This window comes from Rathayibacter sp. AY2B7 (genome assembly GCF_002931635.1).
Classification (GTDB): Bacteria; Actinomycetota; Actinomycetes; order Actinomycetales; family Microbacteriaceae; genus Rathayibacter.
The window spans coordinates 1-16747 of record NZ_PSUC01000084.1; the positions used below are offsets into that span (position 1 = coordinate 1).

The following is a 16747-nucleotide window of genomic DNA, read 5'->3' on the forward strand; positions in this document are numbered from 1 at the left end:
GCATCGGCGCCCCCTCCCCCTGCTTGCCTCGATCGCGTCTCCTGCTCGTGATCGAAGGACCTCCATGTCAGACACCGCCCGCCCCACCCGTCAGGAAGGACCCCTCATGACCCTCGTCGTCACCGGAGCCACCGGCCACCTCGGCCGTCTCGCCGTCGAGCACCTGCTCGCCCGCGGCACCGCCGCCTCCGACATCGTCGCCACCGGCCGCGACGCCGCGAAGCTCGAGGCGCTCGCCGCCGACCTCGGCGTCCGCACCGCCGTCGCGGACTTCGACGACCCCGCCTCGCTCGACGCCGCCTTCTCCGGCGCCGAGGCCGTCCTCCTCGTCTCGGGCTCCGAGGTCGGCAGGCGGGTCGCGCAGCACACCGCCGCGATCGACGCCGCCGTCCGCGCCGGCGCGCGCCTGGTCTACACGAGCGCCCCGAAGGCGACCACGAGCGCGCTCATCCTCGCCCCCGAGCACAAGGCCACGGAGGAGGCGATCGCCGCCAGCGGCGTCCCCGCCGTCGTCCTCCGCAACGGCTGGTACAACGAGAACTACGAGCAGACCGTCGCCGAGCTCGCCTCCACCGGCAGCACCCTCTCGAGCGCCGGCGAGGGCCGCGTCGCCAGCGCCGCGCGCACGGACTACGCCGAGGCCGCAGCGGTCGCCCTGACCGACCCGTCCCTGGTCGGCACCGTGCACGAGCTCTCCGGCGACACCGCCTGGAGCTTCGACGAGCTGGCCGCGATCGTCGCCGAGGTCGCCGGACGCGACGCCGCGATCAGCCACGTCTCCTCCGACGAGCACGCCCGCGTCCTCACCGGCGCCGGCGTCCCCGAGGGCGGAGTCGGCTTCGTCGTCGGCCTCGACGCGAACATCGCCGACGGCCTCCTCGGCGGGACCGACGGCTCGCTCGCCCGCCTGATCGGGCGGCCGACCACGCCGATCCGCGCGTACGTCGAGGAGCAGCTCGGGCGCTGACGCTCCGGCGTCCCCGTCGGCCACCGTCCGGCTCGCAGGAGCAGTCCGCTCCCGCGAGCCGGACGGTGGCGCGCCCGGCCCTCCCGCGGCTCCGCGCCGGGCACTCCCGTCCGCGGCTCCGCGCCCGCCCTCCGCGGCTCCGCGCTCGACCCGCCGCACCTCGCGCCACCGTGTCGGCGGCCCGACGTAGGCTGTCCGCCATGACCTCGACGACGCCTCGCTCCGGTATCGACCGCTCCGAACTCGACCCCGCGACGCGCCCGCAGGACGACCTCTACCGGCACGTCAACGGGCTCTGGATCGACCGCACCGAGATCCCCGCCGACAAGGCGCGCTACGGCTCCTTCCACGTGCTCCAGGAGGAGGCGGAGAAGGCCGTGCGCGACATCATCGTCGAGGCGCAGACCGCGCAGCACGGCACCGAGGAGCGCCTGTTCGGCGACCTCTACGCCTCCTTCATGGACGAGGAGCGGGCAGAGGAGCTCGGCGCCGCCCCGATCGCCGACGACCTCGCCGCCGTGCAGCGGGTCGACTCGATCCCCGGCCTGCTCCGCGCGGTCGGCGCCTTCGAGCGCACCGGCGTCCCCGGGCTCTTCGGCCTCTTCGTCGACAACGACCCGGGCAGCCCCGAGCGCTACCTCGTCTTCGTCAACCAGGGCGGCCTCGGCCTGCCGGACGAGAGCTACTACCGCGAGGAGGAGTTCGCCTCCGTCCGCGAGGCCTACACGCCGTTCGTCGCGCGGATGCTGGCGCTGGCCGGCATCGACGCCGCCGAGGCCCGCGCCGAGCGCATCGTCGCCCTCGAGACCGACCTGGCCGCCGCGCACTGGGACAAGGTCCGCAGCCGCGACAGCCAGGCGACCTACAACCTCCGCTCCTGGTCCGAGGTCGAGGAGCTCGCCGCAGGCGTCGACCTCGGCGTGTGGCTCACCGCGATGGGCGCTCCGGAGGGGGCGCTCGCCGAGGTGGTCGTCCGCCAGCCGAGCTTCCTCCAGGGCCTCGCGGGCCTGCTCACCGAGGACCGCCTCCCGGCCTGGCGCGACTGGCTGTCCTGGCAGGTGATCCGCGGAGCCGCGGCCTACCTGTCCAGCGGGTTCGTCGACGCCAACTTCGACTTCTACGGCCGCACCCTCACCGGCACCCCGCAGAAGCGGGAGCGCTGGAAGCGCGCCGTCTCGCTCGTCGAGGGCTCGCTCGGAGAGGCGGTCGGCCGCACCTACGTCGCCCGCCACTTCCCCGAGACGGCGAAAGCCGCGATGGACGTGCTGGTCGCGAACCTCATCGAGGCGTACCGCCGCTCCATCGTCGACCTGGAGTGGATGAGCCCCGCCACCCGCGAGCGCGCGCTCGAGAAGCTCGCGAAGTTCACGCCCAAGATCGGCTACCCGGTGCGCTGGCGCGACTACTCCGCCCTCTCGATCGACCCGGCCGACCTGCTCGGCAACGCCCGCCGCGTGGCCGAGTTCGAGTTCGCCCGCGAGCTCGGCAAGATCGGCCGCCCGCTCGACCGCGACGAGTGGTTCATGACCCCGCAGACGATCAACGCGTACTACAACCCGGGCTTCAACGAGATCGTCTTCCCCGCCGCGATCCTGCAGTTCCCCTTCTTCGACGAGGCCCGCGACCCCGCCGCGAACTACGGAGCGATCGGCGCCGTCATCGGCCACGAGATCGGCCACGGCTTCGACGACCAGGGCTCGCGCTTCGACGGCGACGGCCGCCTCACCGACTGGTGGACCGAGGAGGACCGGGCCGCGTTCGAGGAGCGGACGAAGGCGCTCATCGCGCAGTACGACGCGCTCGCTCCCGCGACCACGCCCGGGCACCACGTGAACGGCGCCCTGACCATCGGCGAGAACATCGGCGACCTCGGCGGTCTCGGCATCGCCTGGAAGGCGTACCTGCTCTCGCTGGACGGCGAGGAGCCGCCCGTCGTGGACGGCCTGACCGGCGCCGAGCGCTTCTTCCTCTCCTGGGCGCAGGCCTGGCAGCAGAAGTCGCGCGACGAGGAGACGATCCGCCTCCTCGCCATCGATCCGCACGCTCCGGCCGAGTTCCGCTGCAACCAGATCGTCCGGAACATCGACGAGTTCTACGCTACTTTTGACGTCTCCGAAGGCGACGCCCTCTGGCTCTCCCCGAGCGAGCGCGTCACCATCTGGTAGTCGCCGCCGACCACCTCCGCACCACGGACGAGGAGCCCCGGGCATCGAGAGCCGACCGATGCAGCGGGGTCGTCCGCCGATCGCGCGTCCTGCCGGCGCGTGAGGACCCAGGTCCCCCTCCGCACGACCGCACTCCCGACCCGTAGAGGGGCCGTACCCGTGGTGATCCCCACCAGCGAGACCCGCCGTGAGAGCCGACGCAACCGCCGGGGGCGTCACAAGGGCGGCGGCGACCGCGAGAACTTCCAGCGCGGCTTCGACGCCCTCGGCCGTCTCGCGATCGACGGGGTCGTCGTCTCGGCGCGCGCCGTCGACCTGGCGACCGGCCGCACCCTGTTCGCGGTCGACGACTCCGTCTCGATGCCCACCGCCTCCCTCGGCACCGTCGTGCTGCTGATCGAGGTCGCCGCCCGGCTGGCGAACGAGCCGCAGGAGAACCTGCGCCTGGTCGACCGGACCGCGTCGGACGCGGTCTCGGGGTCCGGGCTCTGGCAGCACCTCCAGGTGCCGTCGATGCCGATCGCCGACCTCGCCGCCCTCGTCGGTGCCTCCAGCGACAACCTCGCGACCAACGTCCTGCTGCGCCGCGTCGGTCTCGACGCCGTGCGCGAGCGGGCGGAGGCGCTCGGCCTCTCCCGCACCGCCCTGCTCGACGTCGTGCGCGACGAGCGCGGTCCCGACGACGCGCCGCAGCTCTCGATCGGCTCCGCGCGCGAGCTGACCTGGCTGCTCGCCACCCTCGCGAACGGCGAGATCGTCGACGCCGCCGTGAGCTCGCGGGTGATCGGCTGGCTCTCGCTCGGCACCGACCTCTCGATGGTCGCCGCCTCGTTCGGGCTCGACCCGCTCGCGCACCGCCACCCCGACCACGGGGTCCTGCTCGTCAACGCGACCGGCACCGACGTCGGCGTCCGCGCCGAGGCCGGCGTCCTCCGCGGCCCGCGCGCCGGAGTCGCCTACGCGGTCGCCACCCAGTTCGACGACACGACCCTGCACTACCGCCTCGCGGTGCTGGAGGGCATGCGCACTCTCGGAGCCGACCTGCTCGAGTACGTGCACTGACGGCTGCCGGGGCGGATGCTCCTCCGGAGCGGGCCGACCCCGCGGGGCCCCTCGGGTGCCCCGTCAAGTCCGTGACCGCCTCCGGGGGCGCGACCTAGGCTGCCCGCAGCGGCGCCGCCTCCCGGGCGCACCGCGGAGAGGGAACCATGAGCAGCTTCGGCTTCGACGCCCCCGAGGACGTCACCGACACCACCCGCCCCGACGGCGACTCCCTGCCGGTCCCGCCGGAGGACCCGGCCGAGATCGACGACCCCGAGTCGATCGACGAGGCGCTCGACCAGGGCGCCGACGCCCGCCTCGGCGACGACCAGGACCCGCCGGAGCACCCCTTCATCCCGTCGCCCAGCTGATCGGCCGGCCGGGCGCCCCAGCGGCGCCCGGCCTCCTCCGACCTGGCGCCCCAGCGGCGCCCGGCCTCCTCCGACCTGGCGCCCCAGCGGCGCCCGGCCTCCTCCGACCTGGCTGCTCCTCCGAGCCGGCTACTCCTTCGACCCCGGCTTCAGGCGGTGCGCGAGGCGCTTGATCGGGTGGGCGGGCTCGCGCTCCGCCGGATCCTCGACCTCGAGGCCGTAGAACGTGCCGATGTCGCCGACGAACGCCTTGCGGCGGGCCTTGTCGTAGGCGCGGATCTCGCGGCGGAAGGCGATCACCGTCGCGACGCACATCAGGATCATCACGACGCTGAACGGCAGGGCCGAGAGGATCGCCGCGGTCTGCAGGGCGTCGAGGCCGCCGGCGACCAGGAGCGACAGGGCGAGCAGCGCGGTCGCGACGGCGAAGAACACGCGGATGCGGTTGCGCGGCTCCGGCTCGCCGCCGGTCGCGATCATCGACATCACCAGCGCTCCGGAGTCGGCGGAGGTGACGAAGAAGACGCCGATCAGGAGGATCGCGCCGATCGTCAGCACCGAGCCCGCGGGCAGTCCCTGCAGCATCGAGAAGAGCGCCAGGTTGGTGTCGACCGAGCCGTCGGCGCCGACGAGGCCGCCGTCGCCGTAGAGCTCGCGGTAGATGGCGGTGCCGCCGAGGACGCTGAACCAGAGGAAGGTCATGATCGTCGGCACGAGGAGCACGCCGCCGACGAACTCGCGGACCGTCCGGCCCTTCGAGACGCGGGCGATGAAGATGCCGACGAACGGCGCCCACGACATCCACCAGCCCCAGTAGAACGTGGTCCACGAGGCCTGCCACTGCTCGCCCTCGCGGCCGGCGTAGGCGCTGACCGTGAAGGTCAGGCCGATGAAGTTCTGCAGGTAGTTGCCGAGCGACTGCACGAACTCGCGGAGGAGGAACTGGGTCGGGCCGGCGACGAGCACGAAGACGAGGAGCGCCGCGGCGAGCAGCAGGTTGCCGGTCGACAGCCACTTCATGCCCTTGCCCACGCCCGAGATCAGCGAGAAGACGGTCAGGCCCGTGACCACGGCGATGACCACGATCTGCACGATGAGCGACGACTCCACGATGCCGCTCGCCTCCAGGCCCGCCGAGATCTGGGTGACGCCCAGGCCGAGCGAGGTCGCGACTCCGAACATGGTGCCGACCAGGGCGACCACGTCGATCGCGTTGCCCCAGCCGCCGCGGACCCGGCGGCCCAGCAGCGGCTCCAGCGCCCAGCGGATCGACACCGGCCGCTTGCGGCGGTGGATCGCGTAGGCGAGGGCGAGGCCGACCACCACGTAGATGGACCAGGCGTGGACGCCCCAGTGCAGGTAGGTCTGCGAGATCGCGCTCTGCGCGAGCTGCGTCTCGGTGCCGGTGACGCCCGGGCGCGGAGTGGCGAAATGGGTGAGCGGCTCCGCGACGCCGTAGAAGACGAGGCCGATGCCCATGCCGGCGGCGAAGAGGAGCGAGATCCAGGCGAGCATCGAGAACTCGGGCTCGTCGTCGTCGGCGCCGAGCTTGATGTCGCCGAAGCGGCTGACGCCCATCCAGATGGCGAAGGCCACGAAGACCGCGGCGATCAGCACGTAGTACCAGCTGAACGTGTTGACGACGGTGGTCTGCAGCGTCGAGAACACGGAGGTCGCGGCGTCGGGCGCGAGGATCGCGAAGGCCGCGATCGACAGCGTGAGGACGGCGGCGGGCCAGAAGACCCACCGCGCGAGGCGGTGCGGAGGGGCGGTCGTGCCCGCGGTGGCGGGGGCGGTGTCCGGGGAGGACGGGTGCTCGGACATGGGGTCCTCTCGTCGGCGGCAACCGTCCACGGTACACGGGGGCCCGTCGGCGGCCCCGGCCGGGGGAGCCGGGCTGGCATGATCCGGCCCCGGTGCGGGAGGCTGGACCCGTGCAGTTCAGAGTCTTCACCGAACCCCAGCAGGGCGCGAGCTACGAGGACCTCCTCGCCGTCGCGCAGGCCGCCGAGAGCCTCGGCTACGACGGCTTCTTCCGCTCCGACCACTACCTCCGGATGGGAGACGGCGACCCCGGTGTGGGCCCGTCCGACGCGTGGACGACGCTCGCCGGCCTCGCCCGCGAGACCGAGCGGATCGCGCTCGGCACCCTCGTCTCCTCCGTCACCTACCGGCCGCCGGGGATCCTCGCGATCCAGGTCGCCCAGGTCGACGCGATGTCCGGGGGCCGTGCCGAGCTCGGCCTCGGCACCGGCTGGTTCGAGCAGGAGCACGCCGCGTACGGCATCCCCTTCCCTCCGCGCCGCTTCGACCTCCTCGAGGAGCAGCTCGAGATCGTGACCGGCCTGTGGTCGACGCCGGTCGGCGAGCGCTACTCCTTCGCCGGCGAGCACTACACGCTGACCGACTCCCCGGCCCTGCCCAAGCCCGCGCGGCTGCCGCTGCCGGTGATCGTGGGTGGCGGCGGCCCCAAGCGGACCCCGGCGCTCGCGGCGCGGTTCGCGAGCGAGTTCAACCTGCCCTTCCCCGAGTTCGACGCGATCCCGGGGGCCTTCGAGCGCGTCGACGAGGCGTGCCGGGCGATCGGGCGCGAGCCCTCGTCGCTCGTGCACTCGGTCGCGCTGATCGCGGTCGGCGGAGGCGACGAGGCGGAGTTCACGCGCCGTGCGGCGGCGATCGGCCGCGAGCCCGCCGAGCTGCGCGAGCACGGAGTGGCCGGCGGCGTCGACGAGGCGGTCGACCGCCTCGAGTCCCTCCGCGAGGCCGGCTGCGAGCGCGTCTACCTGCAGTTCATGGACCTGCAGGACCTCGACCACCTCGACTTCTTCGCCCGGGAGGTCCTGCCGCGCCTGTCGGCGTAGGGCGGGCGCCGCTCCTGCCTCTGCTCCTGGCTTCTCGCGGTCCCCGTCCTCGTGCCCCCGCGCCGAGTGCGACGACTCCTGGGCACTCGCGGGCTGCGGGCAGCACGCTCCGGCCCGCGCGCCCGGGCGTCCGTCCGCGCTGCGGCCTACGCTGGAGGGATGGCGGACACGATCGAGCGCGCGGACGAGCGCCTGGCGACTCGCTCGGCGGCCGAGGTCCCGTGGATCGTGCTGGTCTGGGACGATCCGGTCAACCTGATGTCGTACGTCTCGTACGTCTTCCGGAGCTACTTCGGCTTCGGCCGGGCCGAGGCGGAGCGGCTGATGCTGCAGGTGCACACCGAGGGGCGCGCGGTCGTCGCGACCGGCAACCGCGAGGAGATGGAGCGGCACGTGGAGGCGATGCACGGCTACGGCCTGTGGGCGACGCTGCAGAAGGCCGACGCGTGAGCGCCCCGCTGCGCCCCGCGGCCGCCGAGACCGGAGAGCACCCCGCTCGCGGCATCCGAGGACTCGGCTGATGCGCGCGTTCCGCCGCGACTCCTCCGGAGCGGCCGTCGCCCGTTTCGACCGCGAGGAGGCCGGGATCCTCCGCCATCTGGCCGGCGAGATGCTCGAGCTGCTCGATCGCGGGGCGTCCTCGGAGGAGGCCCGCTCCGATCCGGCGCTCGCCCGCCTCCTGCCCGACGCCTACCGCGACGACGCCGAGGCGGCCGACGAGTTCCGCCGCTTCACCGCTCCGGACCTCGCCGCCCGCAAGATGGACGACGCCCGCGCCGTCACGGCGGCCCTCGACGCCGGCGACGGCACGAGTCACGGCCGGATCTTCGAGGGGCTCGGGGAGGTCGCGGTTCGTCTCGAGGAGCCGCAGGCGATCGCCTGGCTCCGCGCACTGACCGACATGCGGCTCGCTCTGGCCGTGCGGCTGGGGATCGACGACACCGACGACGTCGTCCCGGAGGAGGGGAGCGCGGCCGCGATCCGCAGCGTCTACGACTGGCTGGGCGGCGTGCAGGACGGGCTCGTCCGCGCCGTCGACGTGTGATCCGCTCGTCCCTCTAGCGATTCCACAGCTGTGGACAACCCTGTGGAAAGGTGTGGAGAACCGGCTCCGGGAGCACCTCCGAACGGCGGAGCGCCGGGCGCGGGGGTGTGGAAACGCGTAGCGTCCACCCTGTGAACACTCCGAGCACCGCCGACGCCCAGCGCACCGCCGACGACATCCAGGACTCCCGGGCGGTGCGGACCCTCGCCCGCGGCGGCTTCGCGGCGAACGGCCTCGTCCACCTCCTGATCGGAGTGATCGCGCTCGGCGTGGCCCGCGGCGGCGGAGGCGAGGCCGACCAGAGCGGTGCTCTCGGCGCCCTCGCGGCGCAGCCCGGCGGTCTGGTGATCCTGTGGATCTGCACGGTCGGCCTCTTCGGCCTGGCGCTGTGGGGGCTGCTCGAGGCGTTCCTCGTCCGCCCGCGCGAGAGCGCCCTGAAGACCTGGGGCAGCCGGCTCAAGGAGGCGGGCAAGGCCGTCGTCTACGGCGCCCTCGGCGTGACGGCGCTGAAGTTCGCGACGGGCGGCGGGTCGAGCTCGTCCGAGTCGTCCGAGAGCGCGAGCGCGCAGGTGCTCTCGGCGCCGGGCGGAGTCGTGCTGCTCGTGATCGCGGGACTGGCCGTCCTCGCGGTCGGCGGCGCCTTCGTGTACCGCGGAGCGAGCAGGAAGTTCCTCGAGAACGTCGCGGAGCCGGGCGGTACGGCGGGCACCGTCGTCACCGTGCTCGGCGTCGCCGGCTACGTCGCCAAGGGCGTCGTCCTCGGCGCTCTCGGCGTGCTGCTGATCGTCGCCGCCGTCACCCATGATCCGGAGCAGGCGGGCGGGCTCGACGAGGCGCTGAAGTCGCTCGTGGAGCTGCCGGCGGGCGTGCTCCTCCTCGGCTTCGTCGCCGTCGGGCTCATCGCCTACGGGCTCTTCTGCTTCGCCCGCGCGCGCTGGCCGCGCCTGTGATGCCGGATGGCGGATCCGCTCTATACCTGTCACCCCCCTTCCGCGCAACTGGTCCCGCCGTCCCGGAGTCGGTGACACGCTGAGGCCTGTGAGTGCTGGAGGCGAGGACGCGACCGGAGGACGGGTGCGTCCGCCGCTGACGCAGGACGCCGCCCGTCTGCTGGCCCGCTCCGCCACGGGGGACGCCTCCGCTCTGGGAGAGCTCGTCGACCGCTTCGGCGGCCTCGTCTCGGCGTGCGTCGGCACGGTCCAGGCCGACCCGGCCGGCCGCGACCGGCTCTGCACCGACGTCTTCACCGCCGTCTGGCGCCGCTCCCGCGAGGGCGCCCGCTCGCCGGAGCCCGTGCTCTGGGTGCTCGAGGTCCTCTGCGAGACCCTCGGCACCGCGCACGAGCTCGCCCGGCGGCCGCTCGGCAGCGGCCTGCTCGCCCTCGACTGCCCGGACCGCGAGCTCCTGCTGCTGGCTGCGGCCGGCGGCTTCTCGCAGGCCGAGATCTCGGCGCTGACCGGGATCGACGAGTTCCGGCTGCGCTCGATCCTCCGGAACGCGCTCGAGACGCTCCAGGGCCGCGACAGCGATCTTCTGACGGCCTGACCGCCGGAGCCGTCGCGGGAGTAAAGTTGAGTCCGTCGAACTCAACTTTCGAGCCACGGAGGAGACCACCATCATGCAGGCCGGTCGGATGCCCCAGCAGGACGAGAAGTCCGCACTCGAGCAGTACGGCGTCAACCTGACCGCCATCGCGGCGAGCGGCAAGCTCGACCCGGTGATCGGGAGGGACGCCGAGATCCGGCGCGTCAGCCAGGTGCTCACGCGCCGCACCAAGAACAACCCCGTCCTCATCGGCGAGCCCGGCGTCGGCAAGACCGCCGTCGTCGAGGGACTCGCGCAGCGGATCGTCGCGGGCGACGTCGCCGAGAGCCTCAAGGGCAAGCAGCTCGTCAGCCTCGACCTCTCGGCCCTGATCGCCGGAGCGAAGTACCGCGGCGAGTTCGAGGAGCGGCTGAAGGCCGTGCTCCAGGAGATCGAGGAGTCCGACGGCCGGATCATCACCTTCATCGACGAGCTGCACACGCTGATGGGCGCGGGCGGCGGCGAGGGATCGGTGGCGGCCGCGAACATGCTCAAGCCCATGCTGGCGCGCGGCGAGCTGCGGATGATCGGCGCGACGACGCTCGACGAGTACCGCCAGTACATCGAGAAGGACGCCGCTCTCGAGCGCCGCTTCCAGCAGGTCTTCGTCGGCGAGCCGACCGTCGAGGACACCGTGGCGATCCTCCGCGGGCTGAAGGAGCGCTACGAGGCGCACCACAAGGTGGCGATCGCCGACTCCGCCCTGGTCGCCGCCGCGTCGCTCTCGAACCGCTACATCACCTCCCGCCAGCTGCCGGACAAGGCGATCGACCTGATCGACGAGGCCGCGTCGCGGCTGCGCATGGAGATCGACTCCGCTCCCGTCGAGATCGACGAGCTGCGCCGCTCCGTCGACCGGCTGAGGCTCGAGGAGCTGGCGCTGAAGAAGGAGAAGGACGAGGCCTCGAAGGCGCGGCTGGAGAAGCTGCGCGAGGACCTGGCCCGCCGCGGCGCCCAGCTCGAGGAGCTGCAGGAGCGCTGGGAGCGCGAGCGCGCCTCCCTCAACCGCGTCGGCGAGCTCAAGAACCGGCTCGACGCCCTGCGGATCGCCGCCGAGCGGGCGCAGCGCGAGGGCAAGCTCGAGCGCGCGTCGAAGCTGCTCTACGGCGACATCCCGGTGATCGAGCGCGAGCTCGCGGCCGCCGAGGCGGAGGAGGAGCCGGCCGAGGGCCGCATGGTCAACGAGCAGGTGACGGCCGACGACATCGCCGCGGTGATCGCCGCCTGGACGGGGATCCCCGTCGGGCGCCTCCTGCAGGGCGAGACCGAGAAGCTGCTGCACCTCGAGACCGAGCTGCACCGCCGATTGATCGGCCAGGATGAGGCGGTGTCGGCCGTCGCGGACGCGGTCCGCCGCACCCGCGCGGGCATCTCCGACCCCGACCGGCCGACCGGCTCCTTCCTCTTCCTCGGGCCGACCGGGGTCGGCAAGACCGAGCTGGCGAAGGCACTCGCCGACCACCTCTTCGACGACGAGAAGGCGATGGTCCGCATCGACATGTCGGAGTACGGCGAGAAGTTCGCCGTCTCGCGGCTGGTCGGCGCCCCTCCCGGCTACATCGGCTATGAGCAGGGCGGCCAGCTCACGGAGGCGGTCCGCCGCCGCCCGTACTCGGTGGTGCTCCTCGACGAGATCGAGAAGGCGCACCCCGAGGTGTTCGACGTCCTGCTGCAGGTGCTCGACGACGGCCGGCTCACCGACGGCCAGGGGCGGACGGTCGACTTCCGCAACACGATCCTCATCCTCACCTCCAACCTGGGGTCGCAGTTCCTCGTGGACCCGGCGCTGTCACGGCCGCAGAAGGAGGAGGCGGTCCAGCAGATGGTGCGCCAGGCCTTCAAGCCCGAGTTCGTGAACCGGCTCGACGACATCGTGATCTTCGACGCGCTCGACCGCACCGAGCTCGGCGAGATCGTGTCGCTGTACGTCGACCGGCTGTCGAGGAGGCTCTCGGAGCGACGGCTCGACCTGGCGGTGACGCCCGCGGCCCGCGGGTGGCTGGCCGAGCGCGGCTACGACCCGCAGTACGGCGCGCGGCCGCTGCGCCGGCTGATGCAGCGGGCGATCGACGACCAGCTGGCCACGGCGCTGCTCGGCGGCACGGTGCGCGACGGGGACGTGGTGCTGGTGGACGTGGCGCCGGACGGCGAGAGCCTGTCGGTGACGGCGGGGATGCCCGCGACGGACTGACCGGGGTGCTCGACCCCTGTCGCGAGTCCGCAGACGTCGCGGTGGTCGCGGTCGAGTACCGCGACGTCTGCGTTCCCGCAGGGGGAGGAGCGCGGGGGCGGCGACGGGATGTCCCTCCACAGGGCGCGCGAGGGCGGGAGTCGTCCACAGTCGCGGGATCCGCGGCGCGCCCGTCCGGCGGGCTCCGTAGCGTCGGCGGCATGTCCTTCGAAACGCCCGGCCCCCGGATGGCCGACCTCCCTCCCGAGGAGAGGCCGAGGGAGCGCCTCCGCGCCTACGGACCGGAGGCGCTCACCGACGCCGAGACCCTCGCCGTGCTCATCGGGGCCGGCGTCCGCGGCGCGAACGCGACCGTCGTCGCGCAGCGCCTCCTCGCGCGCTTCGGCGGCATCGACGCCGTCGCCCGGGCCGGGGTGGCCGATCTGATGCGGCACCGCGGAGTCGGCGAGGTCGCCGCCTGCCGCCTGGTCGCCTCCTTCGAGCTGCGGCGGAGGATGAACCGCGCCTCGCGCGCCGCCCGCGTGACCGACGCCGCCGGCCTGGCCGGGCTCGTCGCTCCGCTGCTGGCCGCCCGGCCGGTCGAGACCGTGCTGGCGGTGGCGCTCGCCGAGTCCGGAGCCGTCCGCGACGTCCTGACGCTGGCCGACGGAGCCCCGGCGCACGCCGAGGTCCCCGTGGCCGCCGTGCTCGCCGAGGTGCTGGCGCGGGGCGCGGCGGGCATCGGCCTGGCGCACAGCCACGCGGGCGAGGCCGTGGTGCTCCCCTCCGACCGTGCGGCGACGCGAGCGATCGCCGACGGGGCAGAGGCGTGCGGCCTGCGGTTCCTCGCGCACGTCGTGATCGGGCGCGACGGCTGGGCGGAGGCGCAGCCGTGACGCGGCGCAGGGCTGCTGCGGTCCGCTCCGTTCCGGCAGGACGCCTCCCGCCCGGCGCCGGACCGCCCCGGCTCTCCACCTGTGACGCGTCGGCGCGCATTCGTGCAAGCCCCCGCCTCTCCGGCGCCCGCGGCCGGTCGCGGGCGTACCGTGGACGCCGACCCCACCCCCTCCCGACCAGGAGCACCCATGCGAGCAACACTCATCCACGGCGAGCGCGACATCCGACTCGAGGAGGTCCCCGACCCGCAGCTCTCGACGGGGCGCGACGCGATCGTCCGCGTCACCGCGGCCTGCGTCTGCGGCTCGGACCTCTGGCCCTACCGCGGCGTCACGCCCACCAAGGAGGCGCACCGCATCGGCCACGAGTTCGTCGGCGTCGTCGAGGAGATCGGCGACGACGTGCACGACGTCGCGGTCGGCGACTTCGTGATCGCCCCGTTCTACGTCTGCGACGGCACCTGCGCGAACTGCGCCAACGGCGTCTCCACGTCGTGCCTCACCGGCGGCTGGTGGGGCGCCGAGGTCCGCGAGGAGGGCTTCGCGGACGGCGCCCAGGGCGAGAAGGTGCGCGTGCCCCTCGCCGACGGCACGCTCTTCCGCGTGGGCATCGACCCGGATCCGGCGCTCATCCCCAGCCTGCTCACCCTCGCCGACGTGATGGGGACCGGCCACCACGCCGCGGTCTCGGCCGGCGTCACCGCGGGCTCGACCGTCGCGGTCGTCGGCGACGGCGCGGTCGGCCTCTGCGCCGTCCTGGCGGCCAAGCGCCTCGGCGCGACCACGATCATCGCGATGTCGCGGCACGAGTCGCGGCAGAACCTCGCCCGACGCTTCGGGGCGACCCACATCGTCGAGACCCGCGGCGACGAGGGCGTCGCGCGCGTCCGCGAGCTGACCGGCGGGATCGGCGCCGACTGCGTGCTCGAGTGCGTCGGCACCAAGGAGTCGATGCAGCAGGCCCTCGACTCCGCCCGCCCCGGCGGCATGGTCGGCTACGTCGGCGTCCCCAACGGAGGCCCCGAGCTGCCCGTCCGCCAGATGTTCGGCTCGAACGTGGGCGTCAACGGCGGAGTCGCGCCGGTCCGCGGCTACATGGCCGAGCTGCTGCCGGACGTGCTCAGCGGCGCGATCGAGCCCGGTCTGGTCTTCGACCTCGAGCTGCCCCTCGAGGAGATCGCCGAGGCGTACGCCGCCATGGACGAGCGCCGCGCGATCAAGACCCTCGTGCGTCCGTAGTCCCGCCGAGGGGCGCCGGCACGGTCGCGAGGAGTAGCCTCCCGCGCATGACCGCGTCAGCCCGCACCGCCGCGACGGCGCCCCTCTTCCACCCCGACCTCGCGCTCGGCCGCTTCCTCCCGCCGATCGTCCTCGGCCCGCGACTGCTGCGCCTCGCCACGCGACGCGCCGCCGAGGGAGGCGAGGCCCCGCCCGACATCGTGGTCGACGACGTCGAGATCCCCGTCGCCGGAGCCGCTCCCGTCCGGGCCCGCAGCTACCGGCCGCGCATCCTCCGCGGTACCGCTCCCGCGCTCCTCTGGGTGCACGGCGGCGGCATGGTGCTCGGCAGCCACCTCCAGGACGAGGCGTCCTGCATCGACTTCGCACGCACCCTGGGCATCACGGTCGTCTCCGTCGACTACCGCCTCGCGCCCGCGCATCCGGCCCCGGCTGCCGTCCAGGACGTGCTGGCCGCGTTCGACTGGCTCGTCGAGCACGCGCAGGAGCGCGGCGTCGACCCGGCGCGCATCGCCGTCGGAGGCGCGAGCGCGGGCGGCGGCATCGCCGCGGGTGCGACCCTCCTCGCCCACGACCGCGGAGGAGCGCAGCCCGCGTTCCAGCTGCTCGTCTACCCGATGCTCGACGACCGCACCGTCACCCGGCCCGGTCCTCCTCCGCGCGGAGTCCGCGTCTGGACCCCGGGCAGCAACCGCTTCGGCTGGACCGCCTACCTCGCAGGCGAGCCCGGCGGCCCCGGCGTCACGGCCTACGCCGCCCCCGCCCGCCGCGACGACCTCACGGGCCTGCCGCCGGCCTGGATCGGCGTCGGCGGCCTCGACCTCTTCCACGACGAGGACGTCCGCTACGCCGAGCGCCTGCGCGCGGCCGGAGTGCCGTGCGGGCTCGAGATCGTGGAGGGCGCCTTCCACGGCTTCGACGCCCTGTTCCGCCGGACCGGTGTGGCGAAGCGCTTCTGGGCGGCGCAGGCCGCGGCGCTCGGCGAGGCCCTCCTCGCCTGACCTCCGTGTCGACGCGCCGGGCCGATTCCGTCTCCGGCGCTCGGCACTGCGAGGCTGAGGGGCGACGGCCGCCGCCGTCCGCGCGTCACCCGTGCCGTGCCTGCCGCGCATCCGTCTCCGCCCCGTCGCCCAGCCCCGCCCCGTCTCCCGGAGGACCCATGGACATCGACCGCCTCGCCACCCGCTACGAGATCGCCCTGCCCGCCTGGATCGGTGACGCCCTCCGCGACGTCCCCGAGGTCCTCCCGAGCCTCGAGGACCGGATGGCCCTCGTGCACGCGCTCGCCGACCGCAACTTCCGCGAGGGGAACGGCGGCCCGTTCGCGGCGATCGTCGTCGAGCGCGACTCCGGTCGTCTCGTCTCGGTCGGAGTGAACGTCGTCCTCGGCAGCGGGGTCTCGTCCGGCCACGCCGAGGTGACGGCGCTCGGTCTCGCGCAGACCGCGCTCGGCACCTGGGACCTCGGCGGCGAGGGCCTCCCCGCGCACGACCTGGTCGTCAACTGGCGCCCGTGCGTGCAGTGCTACGGAGCGACGATGTGGTCGGGGGTGCGCCGCCTGGTCGTCGCGGGCTCCGGCCCCGAGCTCGAGGAGATCAGCACCTTCGACGAGGGGCCGATGCGCGAGGACTGGGCCGCCCAGTTCGAGGCCCGCGGGATCGAGGTCGTCGACGGCGTGCTCCGCGACGAGGCCCTCGACGTGTTCCGCGCCTACCGCGCCTCCGTCGACTCCGGCGAGGTGCTCGTCTACAACGCCCGCGCCGACTCCTGATACCGCGGCAGGTCCGGACCGCGCGGCGGTTCCGCGCCGGACGCACGGGAGCCCCGCCTCAGCGGGGCCCCGTGCGGTCCTGAGCTGCCGGCCGCTGGCAGCGGTCAGCGGCGGCTCAGCGCCACCAGTCGTCGAACATCGACAGCGGCACCTGGCGCTTGTGCTCGGTCGCGGCGTACCGCGCCTCGATGGCCTCGGCGACGGCCCGGTCGACCTCGCCGCCCTCGAGGTACGTGTCGAGGTCGGCGTAGGTGAGCCCGAGGTTCGTCTCGTCGGTCTGGCCGGGGTTGTCGTCGAGCAGGTCCGCGGTCGGCGCCTTCTCGTAGAGCCGGGCCGGTGCGTCCAGGTGCTCGAGGAGCGAGCGCCCCTGCCGCTTGGTGAGACCGGTGAGCGGGAGGACGTCGGCGCCGCCGTCGCCGTACTTCGTGAAGAAGCCGGTGACCGCCTCGGCCGCGTGGTCGGTCCCGACGACGAGCATCCCGGCCTGGCCGGCGATCGCGTACTGCGCGATCATCCGCATCCGCGCCTTCACGTTGCCCTTCACGAAGTCGCTGATCGGCTCGTCGACCGCGTCGCCGAACGCCGCGGCCACGCCGTCGACGCCCTGGTGGATGTCGAAGACGACCTGGCGGTCCGG

General features: G+C 73.7%; 16 protein-coding genes. 14 read left to right on the top strand and 2 right to left on the bottom strand.

From position 1 onward, the window contains the following. Positions 1-106 precede the first annotated feature (106 nt). The 4 genes from C5C27_RS12900 (at position 107) to C5C27_RS12915 (ending at position 4544) form a co-directional block, all read left to right on the top strand. On the top strand, positions 107-967 hold the full coding sequence (locus tag C5C27_RS12900; protein ID WP_104250704.1) for an NmrA family NAD(P)-binding protein: 861 nt from the start codon (positions 107-109) through the stop codon (positions 965-967). 200 nt (positions 968-1167) lie between these two features. After that, positions 1168-3132, top strand: coding sequence for a M13 family metallopeptidase (locus C5C27_RS12905; protein ID WP_104222834.1), 1965 nt, complete (start codon positions 1168-1170; stop codon positions 3130-3132). A gap of 159 nt (positions 3133-3291) precedes the next feature. Then, on the top strand, positions 3292-4194 hold the full coding sequence (locus C5C27_RS12910; protein WP_104239472.1) for a serine hydrolase: 903 nt from the start codon (positions 3292-3294) through the stop codon (positions 4192-4194). Between the two features lie 146 nt (positions 4195-4340). Then, on the top strand, positions 4341-4544 hold the full coding sequence (locus C5C27_RS12915) for a hypothetical protein (protein WP_104222832.1): 204 nt from the start codon (positions 4341-4343) through the stop codon (positions 4542-4544). A gap of 129 nt (positions 4545-4673) precedes the next feature. Here the strand turns inward: C5C27_RS12915 and C5C27_RS12920 are convergent, their stop codons facing one another. Beyond that, the gene (locus C5C27_RS12920; protein WP_104250702.1) at positions 4674-6368 is read right to left on the bottom strand and encodes a BCCT family transporter; all 1695 of its coding nucleotides are present in this window, start codon (positions 6366-6368) and stop codon (positions 4674-4676) included. A 110-nt stretch (positions 6369-6478) separates the two neighbouring features. On the opposite strand from C5C27_RS12920, the gene C5C27_RS12925 reads away from it, so the two are divergent. The 10 genes from C5C27_RS12925 to C5C27_RS12970 all read left to right on the top strand — a co-directional run bounded on the left by C5C27_RS12925 (position 6479) and on the right by C5C27_RS12970 (position 16110). Next, the gene (locus tag C5C27_RS12925) at positions 6479-7405 is read left to right on the top strand and encodes an LLM class F420-dependent oxidoreductase (RefSeq protein ID WP_104222830.1); all 927 of its coding nucleotides are present in this window, start codon (positions 6479-6481) and stop codon (positions 7403-7405) included. A gap of 159 nt (positions 7406-7564) precedes the next feature. Continuing rightward, positions 7565-7855, top strand: coding sequence for an ATP-dependent Clp protease adapter ClpS (clpS, locus tag C5C27_RS12930; protein WP_104222829.1), 291 nt, complete (start codon positions 7565-7567; stop codon positions 7853-7855). 70 nt (positions 7856-7925) lie between these two features. Next, on the top strand, positions 7926-8450 hold the full coding sequence (locus C5C27_RS12935) for a DUF2017 domain-containing protein (protein WP_104225742.1): 525 nt from the start codon (positions 7926-7928) through the stop codon (positions 8448-8450). 131 nt (positions 8451-8581) lie between these two features. Continuing rightward, the gene (locus tag C5C27_RS12940) at positions 8582-9400 is read left to right on the top strand and encodes a DUF1206 domain-containing protein (RefSeq protein ID WP_104314590.1); all 819 of its coding nucleotides are present in this window, start codon (positions 8582-8584) and stop codon (positions 9398-9400) included. A gap of 88 nt (positions 9401-9488) precedes the next feature. Next, positions 9489-9995 (top strand): RNA polymerase sigma factor, encoded by a 507-nt coding sequence (locus C5C27_RS12945; RefSeq protein ID WP_146079687.1) that lies wholly within the window; start codon positions 9489-9491, stop codon positions 9993-9995. Positions 9996-10083: 88 nt separating this feature from the next. Beyond that, a complete protein-coding gene (locus tag C5C27_RS12950; RefSeq protein ID WP_374953255.1) occupies positions 10084-12225 on the top strand; it encodes an ATP-dependent Clp protease ATP-binding subunit in 2142 nt (713 codons plus the stop codon). A gap of 200 nt (positions 12226-12425) precedes the next feature. Further along, positions 12426-13100 carry a RadC family protein gene (locus C5C27_RS12955; protein WP_104239580.1) on the top strand — a complete coding sequence of 225 codons (675 nt, stop codon included), beginning with the start codon at positions 12426-12428 and terminating at the stop codon, positions 13098-13100. Between the two features lie 189 nt (positions 13101-13289). Next, the gene (locus C5C27_RS12960; RefSeq protein WP_104222823.1) at positions 13290-14339 is read left to right on the top strand and encodes a zinc-dependent alcohol dehydrogenase family protein; all 1050 of its coding nucleotides are present in this window, start codon (positions 13290-13292) and stop codon (positions 14337-14339) included. A 47-nt stretch (positions 14340-14386) separates the two neighbouring features. After that, complete coding sequence (locus C5C27_RS12965) at positions 14387-15340, top strand: alpha/beta hydrolase (RefSeq protein ID WP_104314592.1); 954 nt, start codon at positions 14387-14389, stop codon at positions 15338-15340. A gap of 158 nt (positions 15341-15498) precedes the next feature. Then, positions 15499-16110: a nucleoside deaminase gene (locus C5C27_RS12970; protein WP_181027247.1), complete on the top strand. Its 612-nt coding sequence runs from the start codon at positions 15499-15501 to the stop codon at positions 16108-16110. A gap of 115 nt (positions 16111-16225) precedes the next feature. Here the strand turns inward: C5C27_RS12970 and nadE are convergent. Next, positions 16226-16747, bottom strand: a 522-nt coding sequence (nadE, locus tag C5C27_RS12975) for an ammonia-dependent NAD(+) synthetase (protein WP_146079688.1), incomplete at its 5' end; no start/stop codon positions are given.